Source organism: Chryseobacterium sp. 'Rf worker isolate 10' (assembly GCF_050753305.1).
Lineage (GTDB): Bacteria > Bacteroidota > Bacteroidia > Flavobacteriales > Weeksellaceae > Chryseobacterium.
Window position 1 is genome coordinate 2,120,159 of the sequence record NZ_JBOZOF010000001.1, and the last position, 15,711, is coordinate 2,135,869.

The following is a 15,711-nucleotide window of genomic DNA, read 5'->3' on the forward strand; positions in this document are numbered from 1 at the left end:
TTATAGAATTAACATTGCGTCACCGTAAGAATAGAATTTATACTTTTCTTTTACGGCTTCTTCATAAGCATGCATTACGAAATCTCTTCCAGCAAATGCTGCAATCATCATAAGCAATGTAGACTTCGGTGTGTGGAAGTTCGTGATCATTGAAGTAGCAACTCCAAAATCGTGAGGTGGATAAATGAACTTGTTTGTCCATCCGTTGAAAGCAGAGATCTTCTTGTTCGAAGAAACAGAAGTTTCCAATGCTCTCATTGTTGTAGTACCTACCGCACAAACTCTTCTGTGAGATTCTACAGCTCTATTGATAAGGTCTGCATTTTTCTCATCGATGATGATCTCTTCAGATTCCATTTTGTGTTTAGAAAGATCCTCTACCTCAATTGGGTTGAATGTTCCCAATCCTACGTGAAGAGTTACTTCAGCAAAATTGATCCCTTTGATCTCTAATCTCTTCATCAAATGCTTAGAGAAGTGAAGACCTGCTGTAGGTGCAGCTACTGCTCCTTCTATTTTAGCATAGATCGTCTGATATCTTTCTGCATCTTCTGGTTCTACTGCTCTTTTGATATATTTTGGAAGCGGAGTTTCTCCCAGTTCTTTTAATTTCGTTCTGAATTCATCATAAGAACCGTCGAATAAGAATCTTAATGTTCTTCCTCTTGAAGTAGTGTTATCAATAACTTCAGCTACCAAAGACTCATCTTCTGTGAAGAATAATTTGTTACCAATTCTGATTTTTCTTGCCGGATCTACCAAAACGTCCCAAACTCTTGTTTCTTTATCAAGCTCTCTTAATAAGAAAACTTCAATTTTAGCACCTGTTTTTTCTTTATTTCCGTAAAGACGTGCAGGGAAAACTTTAGTATTGTTGAAAATAAACAAATCATTTTCATCAAAATAATCCACTACATCTTTGAATAATTTATGCTCGATAGTTTGTGTTTTTCTATCAAGTACCATTAATCTAGCTTCGTCTCTGTGCTCTGATGGGTGTTCTGCTAATAATTCCGCAGGAAGATCAAAATTAAAATCTGATGTTTTCATTTTTTAAATTACGGTTTAAAAATTATTGAAATTACAAGGTGTAATTTTCGGAGTGCAAATATACAACATTGAATACCCCTTTGTCAAGTATTATTTACAATCAAATATAAAACCGTGATTTTACGGGGATCCCCAAGGTATAAAAAGAGTATTTTTGGAAAAATTTAAATTCAATATGAAATCTGTAAGTAAAATATACTTCCTTGATAATCCGTACCCTAACGGTCATGCCATTGAAACATTCAGCTGGAGTGGACGAATAGACGAATATGGATTTATCTGGTTTGATTTTCATTTAAAAACAGAAAATTATTACGCCAATGATGATGAAAACAATGAGGAAGAAGATGAAGACCTGCCTGACTGGGACTCCAAAATCGTATGGGGAAACTATCATGCCTGTACGTTATCCTCAAATTATTGGGGTGAACAAAGAGGAATCAGGATCAACAACCTTGATGAAAAACTGGATTTCGAAGCTGTAATTAAAAATGATCTTTTCAGCAATGATCTTCCCTCTGAACAACATTTCGATGATGATGATCTTGCTTTCAATATTTATCTGTTGGGGCATGACAGCTGTGCAGACCATCAGATCCGATTTTCAAAAACAGATAACAATCAATATGATATTACATGGACCGGTAAAATAGCATTGAGCTATGCGGGTGATGATGAATTTTCACATGAATTCAAAGCACAGATCTTCAATGCTGAGTTTGAAGGCTTTCATTATCCTAAAACCTGGTCGGTAGAAAAAGCAACTGAAATGTTTAAAGCAAAACTTGCCCATTTTGAAGAATACGAATTTGTAGATCTGAATCCTAAAAGTAACAAACGGGAGTATAAACTCGACAAACTAAGATAATAACTCTATAAAAACAACAAATTAAAAAATTATAAGTATGAGTAAATATTCAATTGAAGCATTTATCAACGAAACAAAAGAAAACCCGCAGCAAAGGGATTATTTTGAACTGGAAACGAAACATCTTCTGGAAATCAATCTTAATAATCAGGCAGTATGGACGAAAAGAGGAAGTATGGTAAGTTATGTGGGTAATATCAATTTTGAAAGACAGGGAATGCTGTCCGGAGGTATTGGAAATCTTTTGAAAAAAGCAATCAGCGGAGAAGGAGCCAAGTTAATGAAAGCAGAAGGAACAGGAAAGCTATATGTGGCAGACTCCGGAAAGAAAGTCCGTATTTTATATCTGAATAACGAATCAGTATGTGTGAACGGGAATGACGTTCTTGCTCACGAACAAAGCATAAAAAGTGATATTACGATGCTGAAAAGTATTGCCGGAATGATGTCCGGAGGACTTTTTCAGGTAAAACTTTCAGGAACAGGACATATTGCTATTACCACTCACGGAGATCCGCTTACCCTGCTGGTAACTCCTGATGCTCCTGTTTTCACAGATCCTAATGCCACAGTTGCATGGTCCGGAAATCTAAGCCCGGAACTCAAAACCAATGTTTCTTTCAAAAGCCTTATCGGCAGAGGAAGCGGTGAAGAGTTTCAGATGAAATTCTCAGGACATGGATGGGTATTGATTCAGCCTTATGAAGAGGTGTACTATACGGAAAAATAAAGCAGACAAAACTTAGAAATGATTTAAAATATTCGTAATAATTAAAATTGCAGCCCATGAATACTCTTATAAAACTATTTTTCGTGATCATTATATTACCCAGTGTAATGATTGCCCAAACGTCAAAGAAAAATTACGAATATACTATAGATCTTCTTCATATGTCTAATGATGAAGTCCGGGTATCTTTTTCGCCCCCAAAGAATAATCTTAAACAGGGCAAATTTATTATTCCCAAACTGGTACCCGGATTTTATCAGGCTATGAACTTCGGACAATATGTTTCTGATTTCACGGCCACTGATAAAAACGGTAAAAAGGTATTAACTGAACGGCTGGATAAAAACAGCTGGATGGTGCATGACCTGAAACGTGTAAAGAAAATATCCTATCAGGTAGCTGATGGATGGGACTCTTTGGAAAAGGAATCTCATGAGGCCAGATCCGCCGGAAGCATGTTTATAAAAGACAGTGTTTTCGTCATCAATTATAATTCTTTAGTGGGGTATTTTGAAGAAATGAAAGATATTCCTTATCAAATTTCCATCACAAAAAACAAAGGTTTCTATGCTTCCTCTGCTTTGGATTATAAGCAGAAAAATAAAAATACAGATATAGTTTGGGCAAAAGACTACCGGGAACTGGTAGATTCTCCGGTTTTATATTCTATTCCTGATACAACATGGCTGAAAATAGGTCATACCAAAGTGCTTGTATCATTCTACAACAAGAAGGAAAGACACTATTCCAAAACAATAGCTCGCGAGATAGAGAACATTCTGAAAAATCAGCAGGCATATCTTGGTGGAACATTACCCGTCAACAAATATGCTTTTCTGATTTATTATGAATCTTCCAATGAAAATGGATATCTCGGAGATGGCCTGGAACACTCCCACTCTACAGTCTGCCTGTACCGTTCCGGAAATATGAAATTTCTTCCACATGCTTTAAACAGAGTGGCTTCTCATGAATTTTTTCATATCGTTACTCCTCTCAACATTCATTCAGGAGAAATTCAGCATTATGATTTTCTGAACCCTGTCATGTCTAAACATCTATGGCTGTATGAAGGTATGACAGAGTATGCTACCATTCATATGCCTATCAAACAAAAAATGATCAGTCTGGAAGATTTTGAAAAAAGTCTGGAAGAAAAAATAAATGGCATGAAAGAGTTTGATAATAAACTGTCTTTTACAGAAATAAGTAAAAATGCAATGGAAAGACAGGATCAGTATATGAATTTTTATATGAAAGGAGCATTACTCGGATTATGCCTGGATATAAGATTAAGAGAACTTTCTAACGGGAAAATGGGGACTCAGGATCTCATGCTCCAGCTTATGAAAAAATACGGAGAAGGCAAATATTTCAATGATGATGATCTGTTTGATGAAATTACCAAAATGACTTATCCTGAAATACGTACATTTTTCAGCAATTTTATAGAAGGCACTCAGCCTATTCCTTTGAAAGAATATCTGGAAAAAGCAGGTTTCAACTATGATGAAGCGACTGGAAAAGTAACTTCCCTATCCAATCTCAATTCAAAACAAATAGCTTTAAGAAAAGCATGGATCAATCAATAATTTTTTATGCAGATAACAAACAGATTATAAAAAAAATAAATTGAGAAAAACAGGAAAAAAGTGAAAATTAGTAATCTATAATTCAATAACTCCAAAACCAATCAACTTTAAAATCCAACAACCCTCAAATTCTTACAAACGGGCACCCTCACTTCATTATCCGATTATCCATCACTTTGTCGGGATTTACAAAAGTTTTTATATATTTAATAAAAAAAATAGATGGACAATAGTAACTCCCGCAGAAACTTTCTTAAGACAGCAGCTTTAGCAAGCTTTGGGGCATTGGTTTTACCCAATTCTTTATTTGCTTATTCCAATGATTTTAAAACAGATAAAAAAGTCCGCGTCGGTTTTATCGGTGTAGGTCTTCGTGGTCAGGAGCATGTGAAATTACTGGCAAAACGTAATGATGTAGAGATTGTTGCGTTTGCAGATCCGGAGAAAAGAATGCTTGCCGCGTCTCAAAAAATCTTAAAAGACAATAATAAACCGGCTGCCCAGGAATTTTCCAACGGGGAATATGACTATCGAAATCTTTTAAAATTAAAAACAATAGATGCTGTTGTCATCGCTACTCCATGGGAATGGCACCTTACACAAGGGGTAGAAGCTATGCGCGCTAAAAAAATTGTGGGCATGGAAGTTGCCGGAGCCATAAAACTTCAGGACTGTTGGGAATTTGTAAAGGTATATGAGGAAACCAAAGTTCCTATCTTTATGATGGAAAATGTTTGCTACCGCAGAGATATCATGGCTATTCTGAATATGGTTCGTAAAGGAATGTTTGGAGAATTGGTACACGGAAGAGGCGGCTATCAGCATGATCTGAGAGGTGTCCTTTTCAATGACGGGGTTACTCCTTACAATTCCGGTGCTGAATTCGGAGAAAAAGGATTCAGTGAGGCAAAATGGAGAACAGAACATTATGTAAAACGTAACGGAGAGCTTTATCCGACTCATGGATTAGGCCCTGTTGCGATGATGATGGATATCAACAGAGGAAACCGATTAACGAGACTGTCTTCATTCTCATCAAAATCTGTAGGGCTTCATAAATATATTGTTGAACATCCAAAAGGTGGAGAAAACCATCCAAGTGCCAAAGTAAAATTCAATCAGGGAGATGTGGTAACCACGCAAATTGCTTGTGCTAACGGGGAAACTATTCTTCTGACTCATGATACAAGTTTACAGAGACCTTATGATCTGGGCTTCAGAGTTCAGGGGACTGAAGGATTGTGGCAGGATTTCGGATGGGGAGATTTCAATCAGGGTCATATCTATTTTGAAAAAACAATGAACCATACCCACCGTTGGGATAATACTGAAAAATGGATGCAGGAACACGACCATCCGATGTGGAAGAAGTTTGAAAACACTGCTGCAGGAGCTGGACATGGTGGAATGGATTTCTTTGTAATGAATACCTTTATTGAATGTATTAAAAGAAATATAGAATTCCCAATGGATGTGTATGATCTTGCATTATGGTATTCGATTACGCCATTGAGTGAAGAATCTATTGCCAAAGGCGGTCAGGCAGTTGATATTCCTGATTTCACCAATGGAAAATGGAAAACCCGTAAACCCGTATTTGGAATGACTGATGAGTTCTAAGAAGACATTACTCATATTAGCAGGCGGATTAGGCAGCCGATACAAAGGACTAAAACAAATAGACGGAATACTCAATAACGGTTCGCCGATTCTGGAGTATTCTATCTTTGACGCTCTGGAAGCAGGTTTTCAAAAAGTAGTTATTATTGTCAACAAACTGATCCCTGAAAATTATATTGAGAGACTCAATACCATTTCAAAGGCTAAAAACTTTGAACTTCATTGGGTATATCAGGAAATCGACAGTATTCCTATTTCATTGGAGGGTTTTGATTATCCTGATCGTGAAAAGCCATGGGGAACTGCTCATGCTGTTCTTTGTGCCAAATACTCGATACAGGAGCCATTTATTATGATCAATGCAGATGATTTTTATGGAAAAGAAGCCTATCAGCTGGCTGCGCATGAGATTGACCACCATTATATTTCAGATACCCAATTAGGAATGGTTGCCTATCCTGTAGGGACAACATTGAGTGGTAACGGAGCCGTAGCAAGAGGAATATGTACGCTGGATGCTGAAAATTATCTGATCAAGGTAGAAGAGCAAACGTCTATTCAAAGAATAAATAACTCCATCATTTATATTGAAAATGGGGAAAATATAAAACTGGATCCCGAAACACCGGTATCTATGAACTTTTTTATTTTCCATCCTCATATTTTCTGTTATCTGGAAGCCTATTTTTATGATTTCATCGAATCTGACCCGCTGCCCAATCAGGAATTTTACATTCCTACTGCAGTACAAAAAATGATGGACGAAAACAAAGTAAAAGTAAAGGTAAAGACCTCTCCTTCCCAATGGATGGGAGTTACTTATGCCGATGATAAAAAGGAAATTATAGATTTTCTGACTTTAGAGATTAAAAACAACAGATACCCGGAAGATTTATGGAATTAAACGACATTATTAATGAGTTTATCGGTACAGATAATTATGAACTTACTTCTATTACTGACGGATTGATCAATACAACCTATCTTTTGGAAGATAAAGATCAGAGAAAAAAGTTCATTCTGCAGAAAATTAATAATCATGTTTTCACACAGCCGGAAGTGATTGTCAATAATCATTTGATGATTAATGAAATTCTCAAGGCAAATGATTACCAGTTCCAAATTATTGAGCCTATCCTTTCTCTAAACAATAGGCTTTTGGTAGAAGATGCAAATGGACAGCCGTGGCGCATGCTGAGTTTCGTAGAAAACAGTATGACCTTTCTTTCCGCTCCATCTTTACAGGTGGCTTTTGAGGCGGCTAAAACCTTCAGTTATTTCCTTACCACCATCAATACTGAAAAACTGCCTGACATAGAAGATTCTCTTCCTAATTTCCTTAATTTTGAGAAAAGGGTTGCAGATTATAAAAACGCATTAAAAGATGCTGCTCCTCATTTAAAAGAAAATGCAAAGACTGAAATAGAAATCACCAACCAGCTTCTATCCTTGCCTGATCAATGGATCGAAATGGAAAAAACCAATCAGATTCCTAAAAGAATTATTCATGCCGATGTAAAAATCAGCAATATTCTCTTTGATCAAAATCATAACCCATTAGCTGTGATTGATCTGGATACCATGATGATTTCTACTATTTTATATGATTTTGGAACGATGATTCAGTCTTATACCAATACAACACAGGAAGATGACGGAAGTGCTCAAAACAATTTCAATCCTGAAATGTATAAAGTTGTAAAAGAAGGATTTTTATTTTATCTAAAGGAAAAACTGACTCCGACAGAATCTGAGAATCTTGATTATGCAGCACAAGTCGCTATTTATATTCAGGAACTTCGCTTTTTAACGGATTATCTGAACGGAAGTACTTATTATTCTATTACACATCCTGAGCACAATCTGGATAGGACAAAAAACCAGCTGGAGCTGTTGAAAGGACTAAGAGAATACCTGGGAAGTGAATGATTTTTAAACTCTTATCATTTGTACCAAGATTACATACGATATTTAGATTCCTACGGAATGACAAAGTGTACGGATAAATAAAGCGCTTTGTTTGTCATTCTGTAGGAATCTAGCTTTATCCTCTCACTCTCAAACCAAAAATTCAAGAATTCTCTTCCATTCTTCCAGCTTTTTTTCAAAAGAAACGGTATGAAGCGGACTTGTAGATGGCAATAGAAAAATGGGTAGCTTATAATTTTTTCCTAGTAGTTTTTGTAGGTTTTTGTAAGATTTTCCGCCATTACAAAAAATAGCTTTTACATTCGGATATTCTTCCAACAGTTCAGCAATCTGATTGGCTTCTTCATTTCTGATTTCAGAATCCAGGCTGCCTTTTCTCTCACAGGAATCGATGACATCCCAAAGGGCGATATGATGTTTGGTTATGGTTGCAATTCTTTGAGTATAATCATCTGTAAATTCTTCGTTCAGCAATTCAAAAATGATTTTCCAGAATTTGTTTTGCGGATGCCCATAATACTGTTGTTTTTCCAATGATTTTACTCCGGGAATTGATCCTAAAATTAAAATTTCAGATTGAGCATCAATAATGGGTAAAAATGAAGAAATACGGTTTTGCATATTCAAATATAGAGATTTTATTACTTGCAGATTAGGAAGCTGGAAGAGGGAGGCTGGAAGTTAGTCAGGTTATTTATTATAAAAAAAGCGGACTAAAGTCCGCTTCTATTAATATTTTATATTGTTTATCTTATAAAGTTTCCTTCAGCCAATCGAAGAATTCTCTCTGCCATACCAATCCGTTTTGTGGATGAAGTACCCAGTGGTTTTCGTTCGGGAAGTAAACCAGTTTAGATTTTAATCCTCTTAATTTTGCAGCCTGAAAAGCTTCCTGCCCTTGCTCGTAAGGAACACGGAAATCAATTCCCCCCTGAACAATCATGATTGGCTTGTTCCATTTATCTACAAAGTTGCTTGGGTTGAATTCTGTGTACGCTTTTGGCTGTGGTTTCTCCCATGGAGAGCCAAGATCCCAGTTGGCAAACCAAAGTTCTTCAGTCGTCAGATACCAGGATTTCATATCAAATAATCCATCATGCGCGATGAAAGTCTTGAATCTGTTCTCATGAATTCCTGCCAGCATAAATACGCTGTATCCTCCATAACTAGCTCCTACAGCTGCTACTCTGTCACCATCTACGTATGGTAAAGTCTTTGCAAAGTCTGTTGCAGCCAGATAATCTCTCATTGGCTGTCCGCCCCAGTCTCTTGAAATTTCTTCATTCCATTTTGTTCCCCAGCCCGGCATACCTCTTCTGTTGGGTGCTACCACAATATAATCATTGGCTGTCATTAGGGCAAAATTCCATCTTACGCTGAAAAACTGAGTAAGAGCAGATTGTGGTCCTCCCTGACAGTATACCAAAGTAGGATATTTTTTATTCGGGTCAAAGTTTGGTGGATAGTGGAACCAAACTCCCATTTCTTTACCATCAGAAGTTTTTACCATTTTAAGTTCAGATTTCCCCTGAGCTAACTTAGCATAAGCTTCTTTGTTCGCTTCAGTCACCTGCTTCATTTCTCCGTTTTTAACGTTTACAGAGAATAATTCTGTTGCATGGTTTACGTCTGTTCTTCCTACTAAAAGTGAAGATTTATTGTCTGTAAAGATTTCGTTAACGTCAAAATCTCCTTTGGTAATCTGCTGTACTTTTGCTGATTTTGAATCCAAGGCAAAAAGTTGTTTTGTACCTCTGAATGCTGCTGTGAAGTAAATTGTTTTTGAATCTGCTCCCCAAAGTACATCTCCCGAAACACTTTCGTCCCATCCTGATGTAAGATTTGTGGTCTTCCCTGACTTCCAGTCCAGGATTTTCACGTCATTTTTATCTGCTTCATACCCATCTCTGGCCATACTCTGCCAGATTAAAGATTTTCCGTCCGGGCTGAATTTTGGGTTTACATCATATCCTTTGTTGGATTCTGTAAGGTTTTTGGTTGTACCTGATGCCAGATCGTAAGCAAAGATATCTGTATTGGTACTTGTAGCGTACTCTTTACCGCTTTTGGGTTTTGTAACATATAAAAGCTGTGCAGAATCCGGGCTCCAGATAAAGTCTTCAGCACCCCCGAAAGGTCTTTGAGGAGAATCCCATGTTTTACCTTCCAGAAGATCTTTGGCTCCTTCTGCTTTATCAGAAGTATTCACTACAAATACATGGTTGTATTTTCCTTCATTGAAGTAATCCCAGTGTCTGTGGTTCAAGTCTGTGTATACCTGAGCAGTAGTTTTAGGAGTATCACTGAATTTATCTTTCCCCATTACTTTCTCTACCAGCACCTGCTTACTGAAAGCAATTTTCTTCCCGTCCGGAGAAATTACAATATTATCAGCTTCACCGATGGTATAAAATTCTGTCCAGGTTTTTCCGGCATCTTTAGAAAGGTAGATTTTGTCTCCTTCCTGAGCATAAATTCCGTTTTTATCCCATTGAATAAGTGCTTTTTTACCGAAATCGATTTTGAAAGACTGATTATTAAGAACATTCAGAAAATAGTTCTCATTTTTTGTTTTCTCTGTTTTCAGATCTACCTGTCCTACTTTATAGATAAGGGAACCCTGATCTGGTGAAACTGCCTGAACTCCTACCTTTTTCAAAGTCCAAAGAATTTCAGGCGTCATTACTTGTTGTGCATTCATTAAAAGCGGAGCTGCCAAAGCCAGCAGACTGTACTTAAGTTTCATATGTTGATATTCATTTTTTAACGGATGTACGGAATCCTGGTGATTTCATACGATCCTTTTATTAAATTCAAAGATTGCCAAAGTTAATATTTAAAATAAAAACGGACGAAAGAATTAACATTTAAGTTTCCTAAAATTGAAAAATAAATAATTTATTTATAGATGAATTTTATTAATTTTATAAAAAATAAACTAATACCCATTTTATATGAAAAAATTACTACTTTTTTCCTCACTTTTTATATCCTCATTCTTTTTTTCCCAGCTAACAATTAATCCTTTCGCTAATCATTATTATAATACATATCAGGCCACTATTAATGGAAATGGCACTATTTATTATACGACTGATGGAAGTACACCTACACTAAGCTCGCCCTCAGCAGTCAATAACGTTCAGATTACGATTGATCAGAATAAAGAAATCAAGGCATTTCTTGTGAGCGGACAAGGAAGTTCATCAGCTGTAATCAGTAAAAAGTATTATACCGGGAGTATTCCTACTGCTACTGTTTATTTTAAAATTCCTTCTGCCTGGACTAATGGAAGCTGTGTAATGATTGATATGGTAAATCCCAATTCAATTGATGGGTTTGCAATGGATACATTCTGGCCGGGAGTTGTAATGCAGCCTGCAGGATGTGAATCGTGGTATAAGATCACCAGAAATTTTGAAAATGCCAATGTACGTTTTAATAACTGTACTCCTTTTGAAAATATTCCTGCAACCATCAGTACAAGTTTGATCCCGATGGGAAGTACTTTGTATTATGATTTTACAGACGGAGTAATAACAACTCCGCCTTCATGTTTATTTTTAGCGACTAATGAATCCCAGCCCAAAAATAATGCTGTTTTAATCAAGGTTTACCCTAATCCTGTTTCGGATATTTTAAAGGTAAATACTGACAGGAATTTTCAGGAATATGAGATCCTGGATGTGAATGGAAGGGTTGTCTTAAAAGATCAATTTGTGAAAGAAATTATCATTAATCAACTTATTTCAGGAAATTATTTTCTAAAACTGAAAGATAAACAAGGAGATCTGGTTTTACTGAAGTTCATTAAAAAATAAAAAATCCGCTCGTTGAGCGGATTTTTTATTTTGATCCTGTATGATTTTAATTAATCTCCATCTGAGAACATCGAGTTCGCAAGGGAGGTTACGATTGACAATAATATACTGAAGATAAATGCCCACCAGAAACCGTCTACAACCATACTATCTATGAAATAGTCTGCAATCAGGATAATTCCCGCGTTGATTACCAAAGCAAAGAATCCTAAGGTAAGAATGGTCAACGGAAGACCAAACAGACTTAAAACAGGTTTTACAAATATGTTAAGAACCCCAAGTACAATAGCAAAAATAATAGCTGAAGAAAATTCTTCAAAACGTACTCCCGGTAAAATTTTAGTTAAAAGATAAGCAACAATTGCTGTTATCAATAATCGGATAATTAAGTTCATTGAGTTATTTTTTAATGTTTATGGTGTATAAGGAGCAAAAGCCATTCCATTTTAAAAAAAAGAATTCTTTGAAACCCTTTATTCTAGGAATATTTTGTCAATTATTTCCCTTAATTACTTATTTTATTTTCATCATGGTTACTAATGAAGTAGCTACATGACTTTCTGAGTCAGAGCCTTCAGTCTGAACATAGATTTCTGTTCTTACCACGATGATCTTTCCTCCGCCTTTAATGACATATGATTTTGAAACCAAAGCATCTCCCATCGCAGGACGCAGATAATTCACCTTCAATTCAACTGTTACAACATAACAGTCTTCCGGATAATGGCTCACGGCAGCATATCCCGAAGAAACATCCACCAAAGAAGCTATCATTGCTCCGTTGAACATTCCTGCTTTTCTGGTCATCATTTCCATTTTAGGGATCTTCATGGATATAAAATCGGTTTCTACTTCCAGCAGTTCCGCTTTATAAAACTGTAGGGTTTCCGAACGGCCGAAGCTGTCTGTAATGAGTTTCTTTTTTTCTGGTGTCATGAATTTCATTTTACACAAAGGTAAGTGCTACGAGGTTTTTTATTTCAATGATCTTGAAATTTTCATTAAAAAACCGTCTCACCACTAGTGAAACGGTTTCTTTCAGGATTCTAAACCCTCTTACACAACAAACGATAACTTTTCTGATGAGTCTGATGCTTTCAGATGATGATCTTCCTTGATCATATCGGCTGCTTTTTCACCAATCATGATGGTAGGTGCATTGGTATTTCCGGAAACCACATCCGGCATAATGGATGCATCTGCAACTCTTAATCCTTTTATTCCATATACTTTCAGTCTCGGATCTACTACAGAATGGCTGTCGGTTCCCATTTTGCAGGTTCCTGTCATATGATGGTAGGTGGAGCATGATTTTTTGATGTAATCAATTACTTCTTCTTTCGTTTTTCCTTCTCCGGGATAGATTTCACCGTCATTCCATTCTTTCATGGCTTCTGTTCTTCCCATTTCACGGCATATTTCAACGCATGTATAAAGGGCTTCCAGATCAGATTCTTCAGAAAGATACATCGGATTGATTTCCGGTGATACGGAAGGATCAGAGGAAGTCAGTTTAATATAACCTTTACTCGCAGGTCTGATAAATCCTGCACAGAATGTGAAAGCATTTTCCGGCCCCGTGAATCCCGGGCTGTAGTAAGGAAGTCCCATGAACAAAGGCTGTAGATCCGGGAACACCATTTCTTCTTTACTTTTCCAGAATAGCTGAGCTTCCAGCAGATTGGCTTCCGGAGCAGGGATCTCTTTTTTAGCTTTAAAAATAACACTGGTCAAGAGGTGATCCTGAAGGTTTTTCCCAACTCCTTTCAGGTCTTTTACCACTGAAATTCCTAATGATTCCAATTCTTCTTTATCCCCAATTCCGGAAAGCATCAGAAGTTTGGCAGATTCTATGGTACCACAGGATACAATAACTTCTTTTTCTGCTTCCACTTCAACTAATTCACCGTCTTTCAAATACTGGACTCCTATACATTCATTTCCTTCAAAAATTAATTTTTGTGCCAGAGCATTGATATGAATATGCAGGTTAGTACGTGATTTCACAGGATCTAAGAATGCTTTTGCTGTTGAGCATCGCTTCCCGTCCTCTCCTGCAGTCAAGTGATTAAGACCTGCTCCCCAGATTTCTTTATTAAAATCATCTGTTAAAGGATAGCCCAATTCTTTACAGGCTTCAATAGCACTTATAGAAATGGCATTCGGACGTTTGATACGGCTTACAAAAAGTGGTCCTTCACCTCCGTGAACTTCATCCTCCCCTTCTTCATGGGTTTCTGATTTTTTGAAGTAAGGCAAAACACTATTCCAGTCCCAGCCCACACATCCGTTATAAGCCCAGTGATCATAATCCTGCTGATGTCCTCTGATATAAATCAATCCATTAATAGAACTTGAGCCGCCCAACGTTTTACCGCGAGGCCAGTATTTTGCATTTCCTCCTGCATGTTCCTGTGCTACGGTATGATACGCCCAATCTCTTTCTGTATTCCATACAGCGGGCCATCCTGCCTGCTCCTGTACTTCAGCAACTTTATCATCAGGACCAGCTTCCAAAAGGAGTACATTAATATTTTCGTTTTCACTTAATCTGTTCGCTATTACAGCTCCTGCCGAACCGGATCCGACAATTATAAAATCGTATTTCATGTGTTTTTTATTTGTTTTATTTTTTGATGCTGATTACTTTGGGAACTGTGACTGCTTTCAATCCTTCAATTCCGAATTCTACTCCATAACCGGATTGTTTCGCGCCTCCAAATGGAACGAATGGATGAATAGCCCCGTGCTGATTGATCCAGACTGTTCCTGCTTCCAGTTGTGCTGCCACTTTCTGAGCCTCGCCAATATTATCACTCCAAACTGAAGCTCCGAGTCCGTTTTCTGAATCATTGGCCTTGCTGATGGCTTCTTCCAATGTTTTGTATTTAATAATTGGTAACACCGGACCGAACTGTTCTTCGTCTACAATTCTGTCTCCGTTATCTACATTTCCTACAAGGGTTACCGGAATGAAATACCCTTCCAGATCAGGTTTTTGCCCTGTGAATATAAAGTCTGCCCCAATACTTTCAGAATCACGGATCAGATCCTGAATTTTATCGTACTGCATTTTATTCTGAATAGGTCCAAGAACGCTGGTTTCATCAGCTCCGTTCCCCATCGGAATATTGGAAGAATAGTCTGCCAAAGCATTTACGACTTTTTCATAATCGTTTTCATGAACGTATAACCTCTTTAAACAGGCACAGGTTTGGCCCATATTCAGGAAAGCACCCCAGAAAATACTATCAATATGTTTGGAGACATCAAGCCCCGGTAAGATAATTCCGGCATCATTCCCTCCGCATTCAAGAGTTAATCGAGCCATATTTTTAACAGAAGCTTCAATGACCTTTTTCCCTGTGGCAATGGATCCGGTAAACATAATTTTTCCAATTTCGGGATGTGATGTAAGATAACCTCCTACTTCTCCTCTGCCGGTAATTACCTGTAAAATATCCTCAGGAAGCACACTATTGATCACTTTTATCAATTCTAAACTACAATAGGTAGTATATTCCGAAGGCTTGATGATCACCGCATTTCCCATTCTGAGTGAAGGAATAATCTGCCAGATGGCAATCATCAACGGCCAGTTCCAGGGAGCAATAGCAGCCACTATTCCAATCGGGTTTCTGTATAAAACATCTTTTCTGGTTTCGTCTTCAAAAACAATTTCTTCGGGTAAATCCAGTGATGCAGGAACCTGCGTCCAGCCTACACATGCCTGCATTTCAAAATTGGCTCCAGGACCATTAAGCGGTTTTCCCTGCTCGCGGGTAATCCACTCTGCCAGGTATTTTGAATTTTGCTGCAAAGCTTCCGCAACTTTTACTAAAATCTCTTTTCTTTCTGCGTCTGGCCTCACTGACCATAATTTTTGGGCTTTTTTTGCTTTCTCAATTTTAGCATCAATTTCTTCTCTGGAAGTATTGGCAACTTCACCTATAACCTCTAAGGTAGAAGGATTTAAGGATAAAAACCGGGTATCTGGAGCATGCGTTTCTTTGGCTATTGATGTATTTTCCATTGTTTTAAATTATTTTGTATTTTACGTAGTTCGAAAATGGCAATAACATGATATAAATCATTTACCTA

At 37.2% G+C, this 15,711-nt stretch carries 14 protein-coding genes; 7 read left to right on the forward strand and 7 right to left on the reverse strand.

What is annotated here, in order from left to right:
* A complete protein-coding gene (queA, locus tag LKL37_RS09630) occupies positions 1-1,050 on the reverse strand; it encodes a tRNA preQ1(34) S-adenosylmethionine ribosyltransferase-isomerase QueA (RefSeq protein ID WP_431610338.1) in 1,050 nt (349 codons plus the stop codon).
* A gap of 154 nt (positions 1,051-1,204) precedes the next feature.
* Between queA and LKL37_RS09635 the strand changes: the two genes are divergently transcribed.
* From LKL37_RS09635 to LKL37_RS09660, 6 genes are all read left to right on the forward strand, one after another.
* Positions 1,205-1,918 carry a hypothetical protein gene (locus LKL37_RS09635; protein ID WP_431610339.1) on the forward strand — a complete coding sequence of 238 codons (714 nt, stop codon included), beginning with the start codon at positions 1,205-1,207 and terminating at the stop codon, positions 1,916-1,918.
* A gap of 37 nt (positions 1,919-1,955) precedes the next feature.
* Positions 1,956-2,648 carry an AIM24 family protein gene (locus LKL37_RS09640; RefSeq protein WP_431610340.1) on the forward strand — a complete coding sequence of 231 codons (693 nt, stop codon included), beginning with the start codon at positions 1,956-1,958 and terminating at the stop codon, positions 2,646-2,648.
* 56 nt (positions 2,649-2,704) lie between these two features.
* Positions 2,705-4,240, forward strand: a complete 1,536-nt coding sequence (locus LKL37_RS09645) for a peptidase M61 (protein WP_431610341.1) — start codon at positions 2,705-2,707, stop codon at positions 4,238-4,240.
* A gap of 222 nt (positions 4,241-4,462) precedes the next feature.
* A complete protein-coding gene (locus tag LKL37_RS09650; protein WP_431610342.1) occupies positions 4,463-5,860 on the forward strand; it encodes a Gfo/Idh/MocA family oxidoreductase in 1,398 nt (465 codons plus the stop codon).
* Positions 5,850-6,764 carry a sugar phosphate nucleotidyltransferase gene (locus tag LKL37_RS09655; RefSeq protein ID WP_431610343.1) on the forward strand — a complete coding sequence of 305 codons (915 nt, stop codon included), beginning with the start codon at positions 5,850-5,852 and terminating at the stop codon, positions 6,762-6,764. Before LKL37_RS09650 ends, LKL37_RS09655 begins: the two co-directional genes overlap by 11 nt.
* Positions 6,755-7,789: a phosphotransferase enzyme family protein gene (locus LKL37_RS09660; protein ID WP_431610344.1), complete on the forward strand. Its 1,035-nt coding sequence runs from the start codon at positions 6,755-6,757 to the stop codon at positions 7,787-7,789. Before LKL37_RS09655 ends, LKL37_RS09660 begins: the two co-directional genes overlap by 10 nt.
* Before the next feature lie 129 nt (positions 7,790-7,918).
* Here LKL37_RS09660 and LKL37_RS09665 read toward each other — a convergent pair whose 3' ends face one another.
* Both LKL37_RS09665 and LKL37_RS09670 read right to left on the reverse strand, forming a co-directional pair.
* Positions 7,919-8,410: a DNA-deoxyinosine glycosylase gene (locus tag LKL37_RS09665; RefSeq protein ID WP_431610346.1), complete on the reverse strand. Its 492-nt coding sequence runs from the start codon at positions 8,408-8,410 to the stop codon at positions 7,919-7,921.
* A 130-nt stretch (positions 8,411-8,540) separates the two neighbouring features.
* On the reverse strand, positions 8,541-10,535 hold the full coding sequence (locus LKL37_RS09670; RefSeq protein ID WP_431610347.1) for a prolyl oligopeptidase family serine peptidase: 1,995 nt from the start codon (positions 10,533-10,535) through the stop codon (positions 8,541-8,543).
* Between the two features lie 208 nt (positions 10,536-10,743).
* On the opposite strand from LKL37_RS09670, the gene LKL37_RS09675 reads away from it, so the two are divergent.
* On the forward strand, positions 10,744-11,610 hold the full coding sequence (locus LKL37_RS09675) for a chitobiase/beta-hexosaminidase C-terminal domain-containing protein (RefSeq protein ID WP_431610348.1): 867 nt from the start codon (positions 10,744-10,746) through the stop codon (positions 11,608-11,610).
* A gap of 50 nt (positions 11,611-11,660) precedes the next feature.
* Here the strand turns inward: LKL37_RS09675 and LKL37_RS09680 are convergent, their stop codons facing one another.
* The 4 genes from LKL37_RS09680 to LKL37_RS09695 form a co-directional block, all read right to left on the reverse strand.
* A complete protein-coding gene (locus LKL37_RS09680) occupies positions 11,661-12,005 on the reverse strand; it encodes a phage holin family protein (RefSeq protein ID WP_431610349.1) in 345 nt (114 codons plus the stop codon).
* A 118-nt stretch (positions 12,006-12,123) separates the two neighbouring features.
* Positions 12,124-12,546, reverse strand: coding sequence for a PaaI family thioesterase (locus LKL37_RS09685; RefSeq protein ID WP_047433747.1), 423 nt, complete (start codon positions 12,544-12,546; stop codon positions 12,124-12,126).
* Between the two features lie 120 nt (positions 12,547-12,666).
* The gene (locus LKL37_RS09690) at positions 12,667-14,220 is read right to left on the reverse strand and encodes a GMC family oxidoreductase (RefSeq protein WP_431610350.1); all 1,554 of its coding nucleotides are present in this window, start codon (positions 14,218-14,220) and stop codon (positions 12,667-12,669) included.
* A 16-nt stretch (positions 14,221-14,236) separates the two neighbouring features.
* Complete coding sequence (locus tag LKL37_RS09695; protein ID WP_431610351.1) at positions 14,237-15,643, reverse strand: aldehyde dehydrogenase family protein; 1,407 nt, start codon at positions 15,641-15,643, stop codon at positions 14,237-14,239.
* Positions 15,644-15,711 lie beyond the last annotated feature (68 nt).

Excerpts from the sequence above, each read along its gene's own strand:
- queA (WP_431610338.1), bottom strand. The coding sequence starts at position 1,050 with ATGAAAACATCAGATTTTAATTTTGATCTTCCTGCGGAATTATTAGCA.
- LKL37_RS09640 (WP_431610340.1), top strand. The coding sequence starts at position 1,956 with ATGAGTAAATATTCAATTGAAGCATTTATCAACGAAACAAAAGAAAAC.
- LKL37_RS09645 (WP_431610341.1), top strand. The coding sequence starts at position 2,705 with ATGAATACTCTTATAAAACTATTTTTCGTGATCATTATATTACCCAGT.
- LKL37_RS09650 (WP_431610342.1), top strand. The coding sequence starts at position 4,463 with ATGGACAATAGTAACTCCCGCAGAAACTTTCTTAAGACAGCAGCTTTA.
- LKL37_RS09655 (WP_431610343.1), top strand. The coding sequence starts at position 5,850 with ATGAGTTCTAAGAAGACATTACTCATATTAGCAGGCGGATTAGGCAGC.
- LKL37_RS09660 (WP_431610344.1), top strand. The coding sequence starts at position 6,755 with ATGGAATTAAACGACATTATTAATGAGTTTATCGGTACAGATAATTAT.
- LKL37_RS09665 (WP_431610346.1), bottom strand. The coding sequence starts at position 8,410 with ATGCAAAACCGTATTTCTTCATTTTTACCCATTATTGATGCTCAATCT.
- LKL37_RS09670 (WP_431610347.1), bottom strand. The coding sequence starts at position 10,535 with ATGAAACTTAAGTACAGTCTGCTGGCTTTGGCAGCTCCGCTTTTAATG.
- LKL37_RS09675 (WP_431610348.1), top strand. The coding sequence starts at position 10,744 with ATGAAAAAATTACTACTTTTTTCCTCACTTTTTATATCCTCATTCTTT.
- LKL37_RS09680 (WP_431610349.1), bottom strand. The coding sequence starts at position 12,005 with ATGAACTTAATTATCCGATTATTGATAACAGCAATTGTTGCTTATCTT.
- LKL37_RS09685 (WP_047433747.1), bottom strand. The coding sequence starts at position 12,546 with ATGACACCAGAAAAAAAGAAACTCATTACAGACAGCTTCGGCCGTTCG.
- LKL37_RS09690 (WP_431610350.1), bottom strand. The coding sequence starts at position 14,220 with ATGAAATACGATTTTATAATTGTCGGATCCGGTTCGGCAGGAGCTGTA.
- LKL37_RS09695 (WP_431610351.1), bottom strand. The coding sequence starts at position 15,643 with ATGGAAAATACATCAATAGCCAAAGAAACGCATGCTCCAGATACCCGG.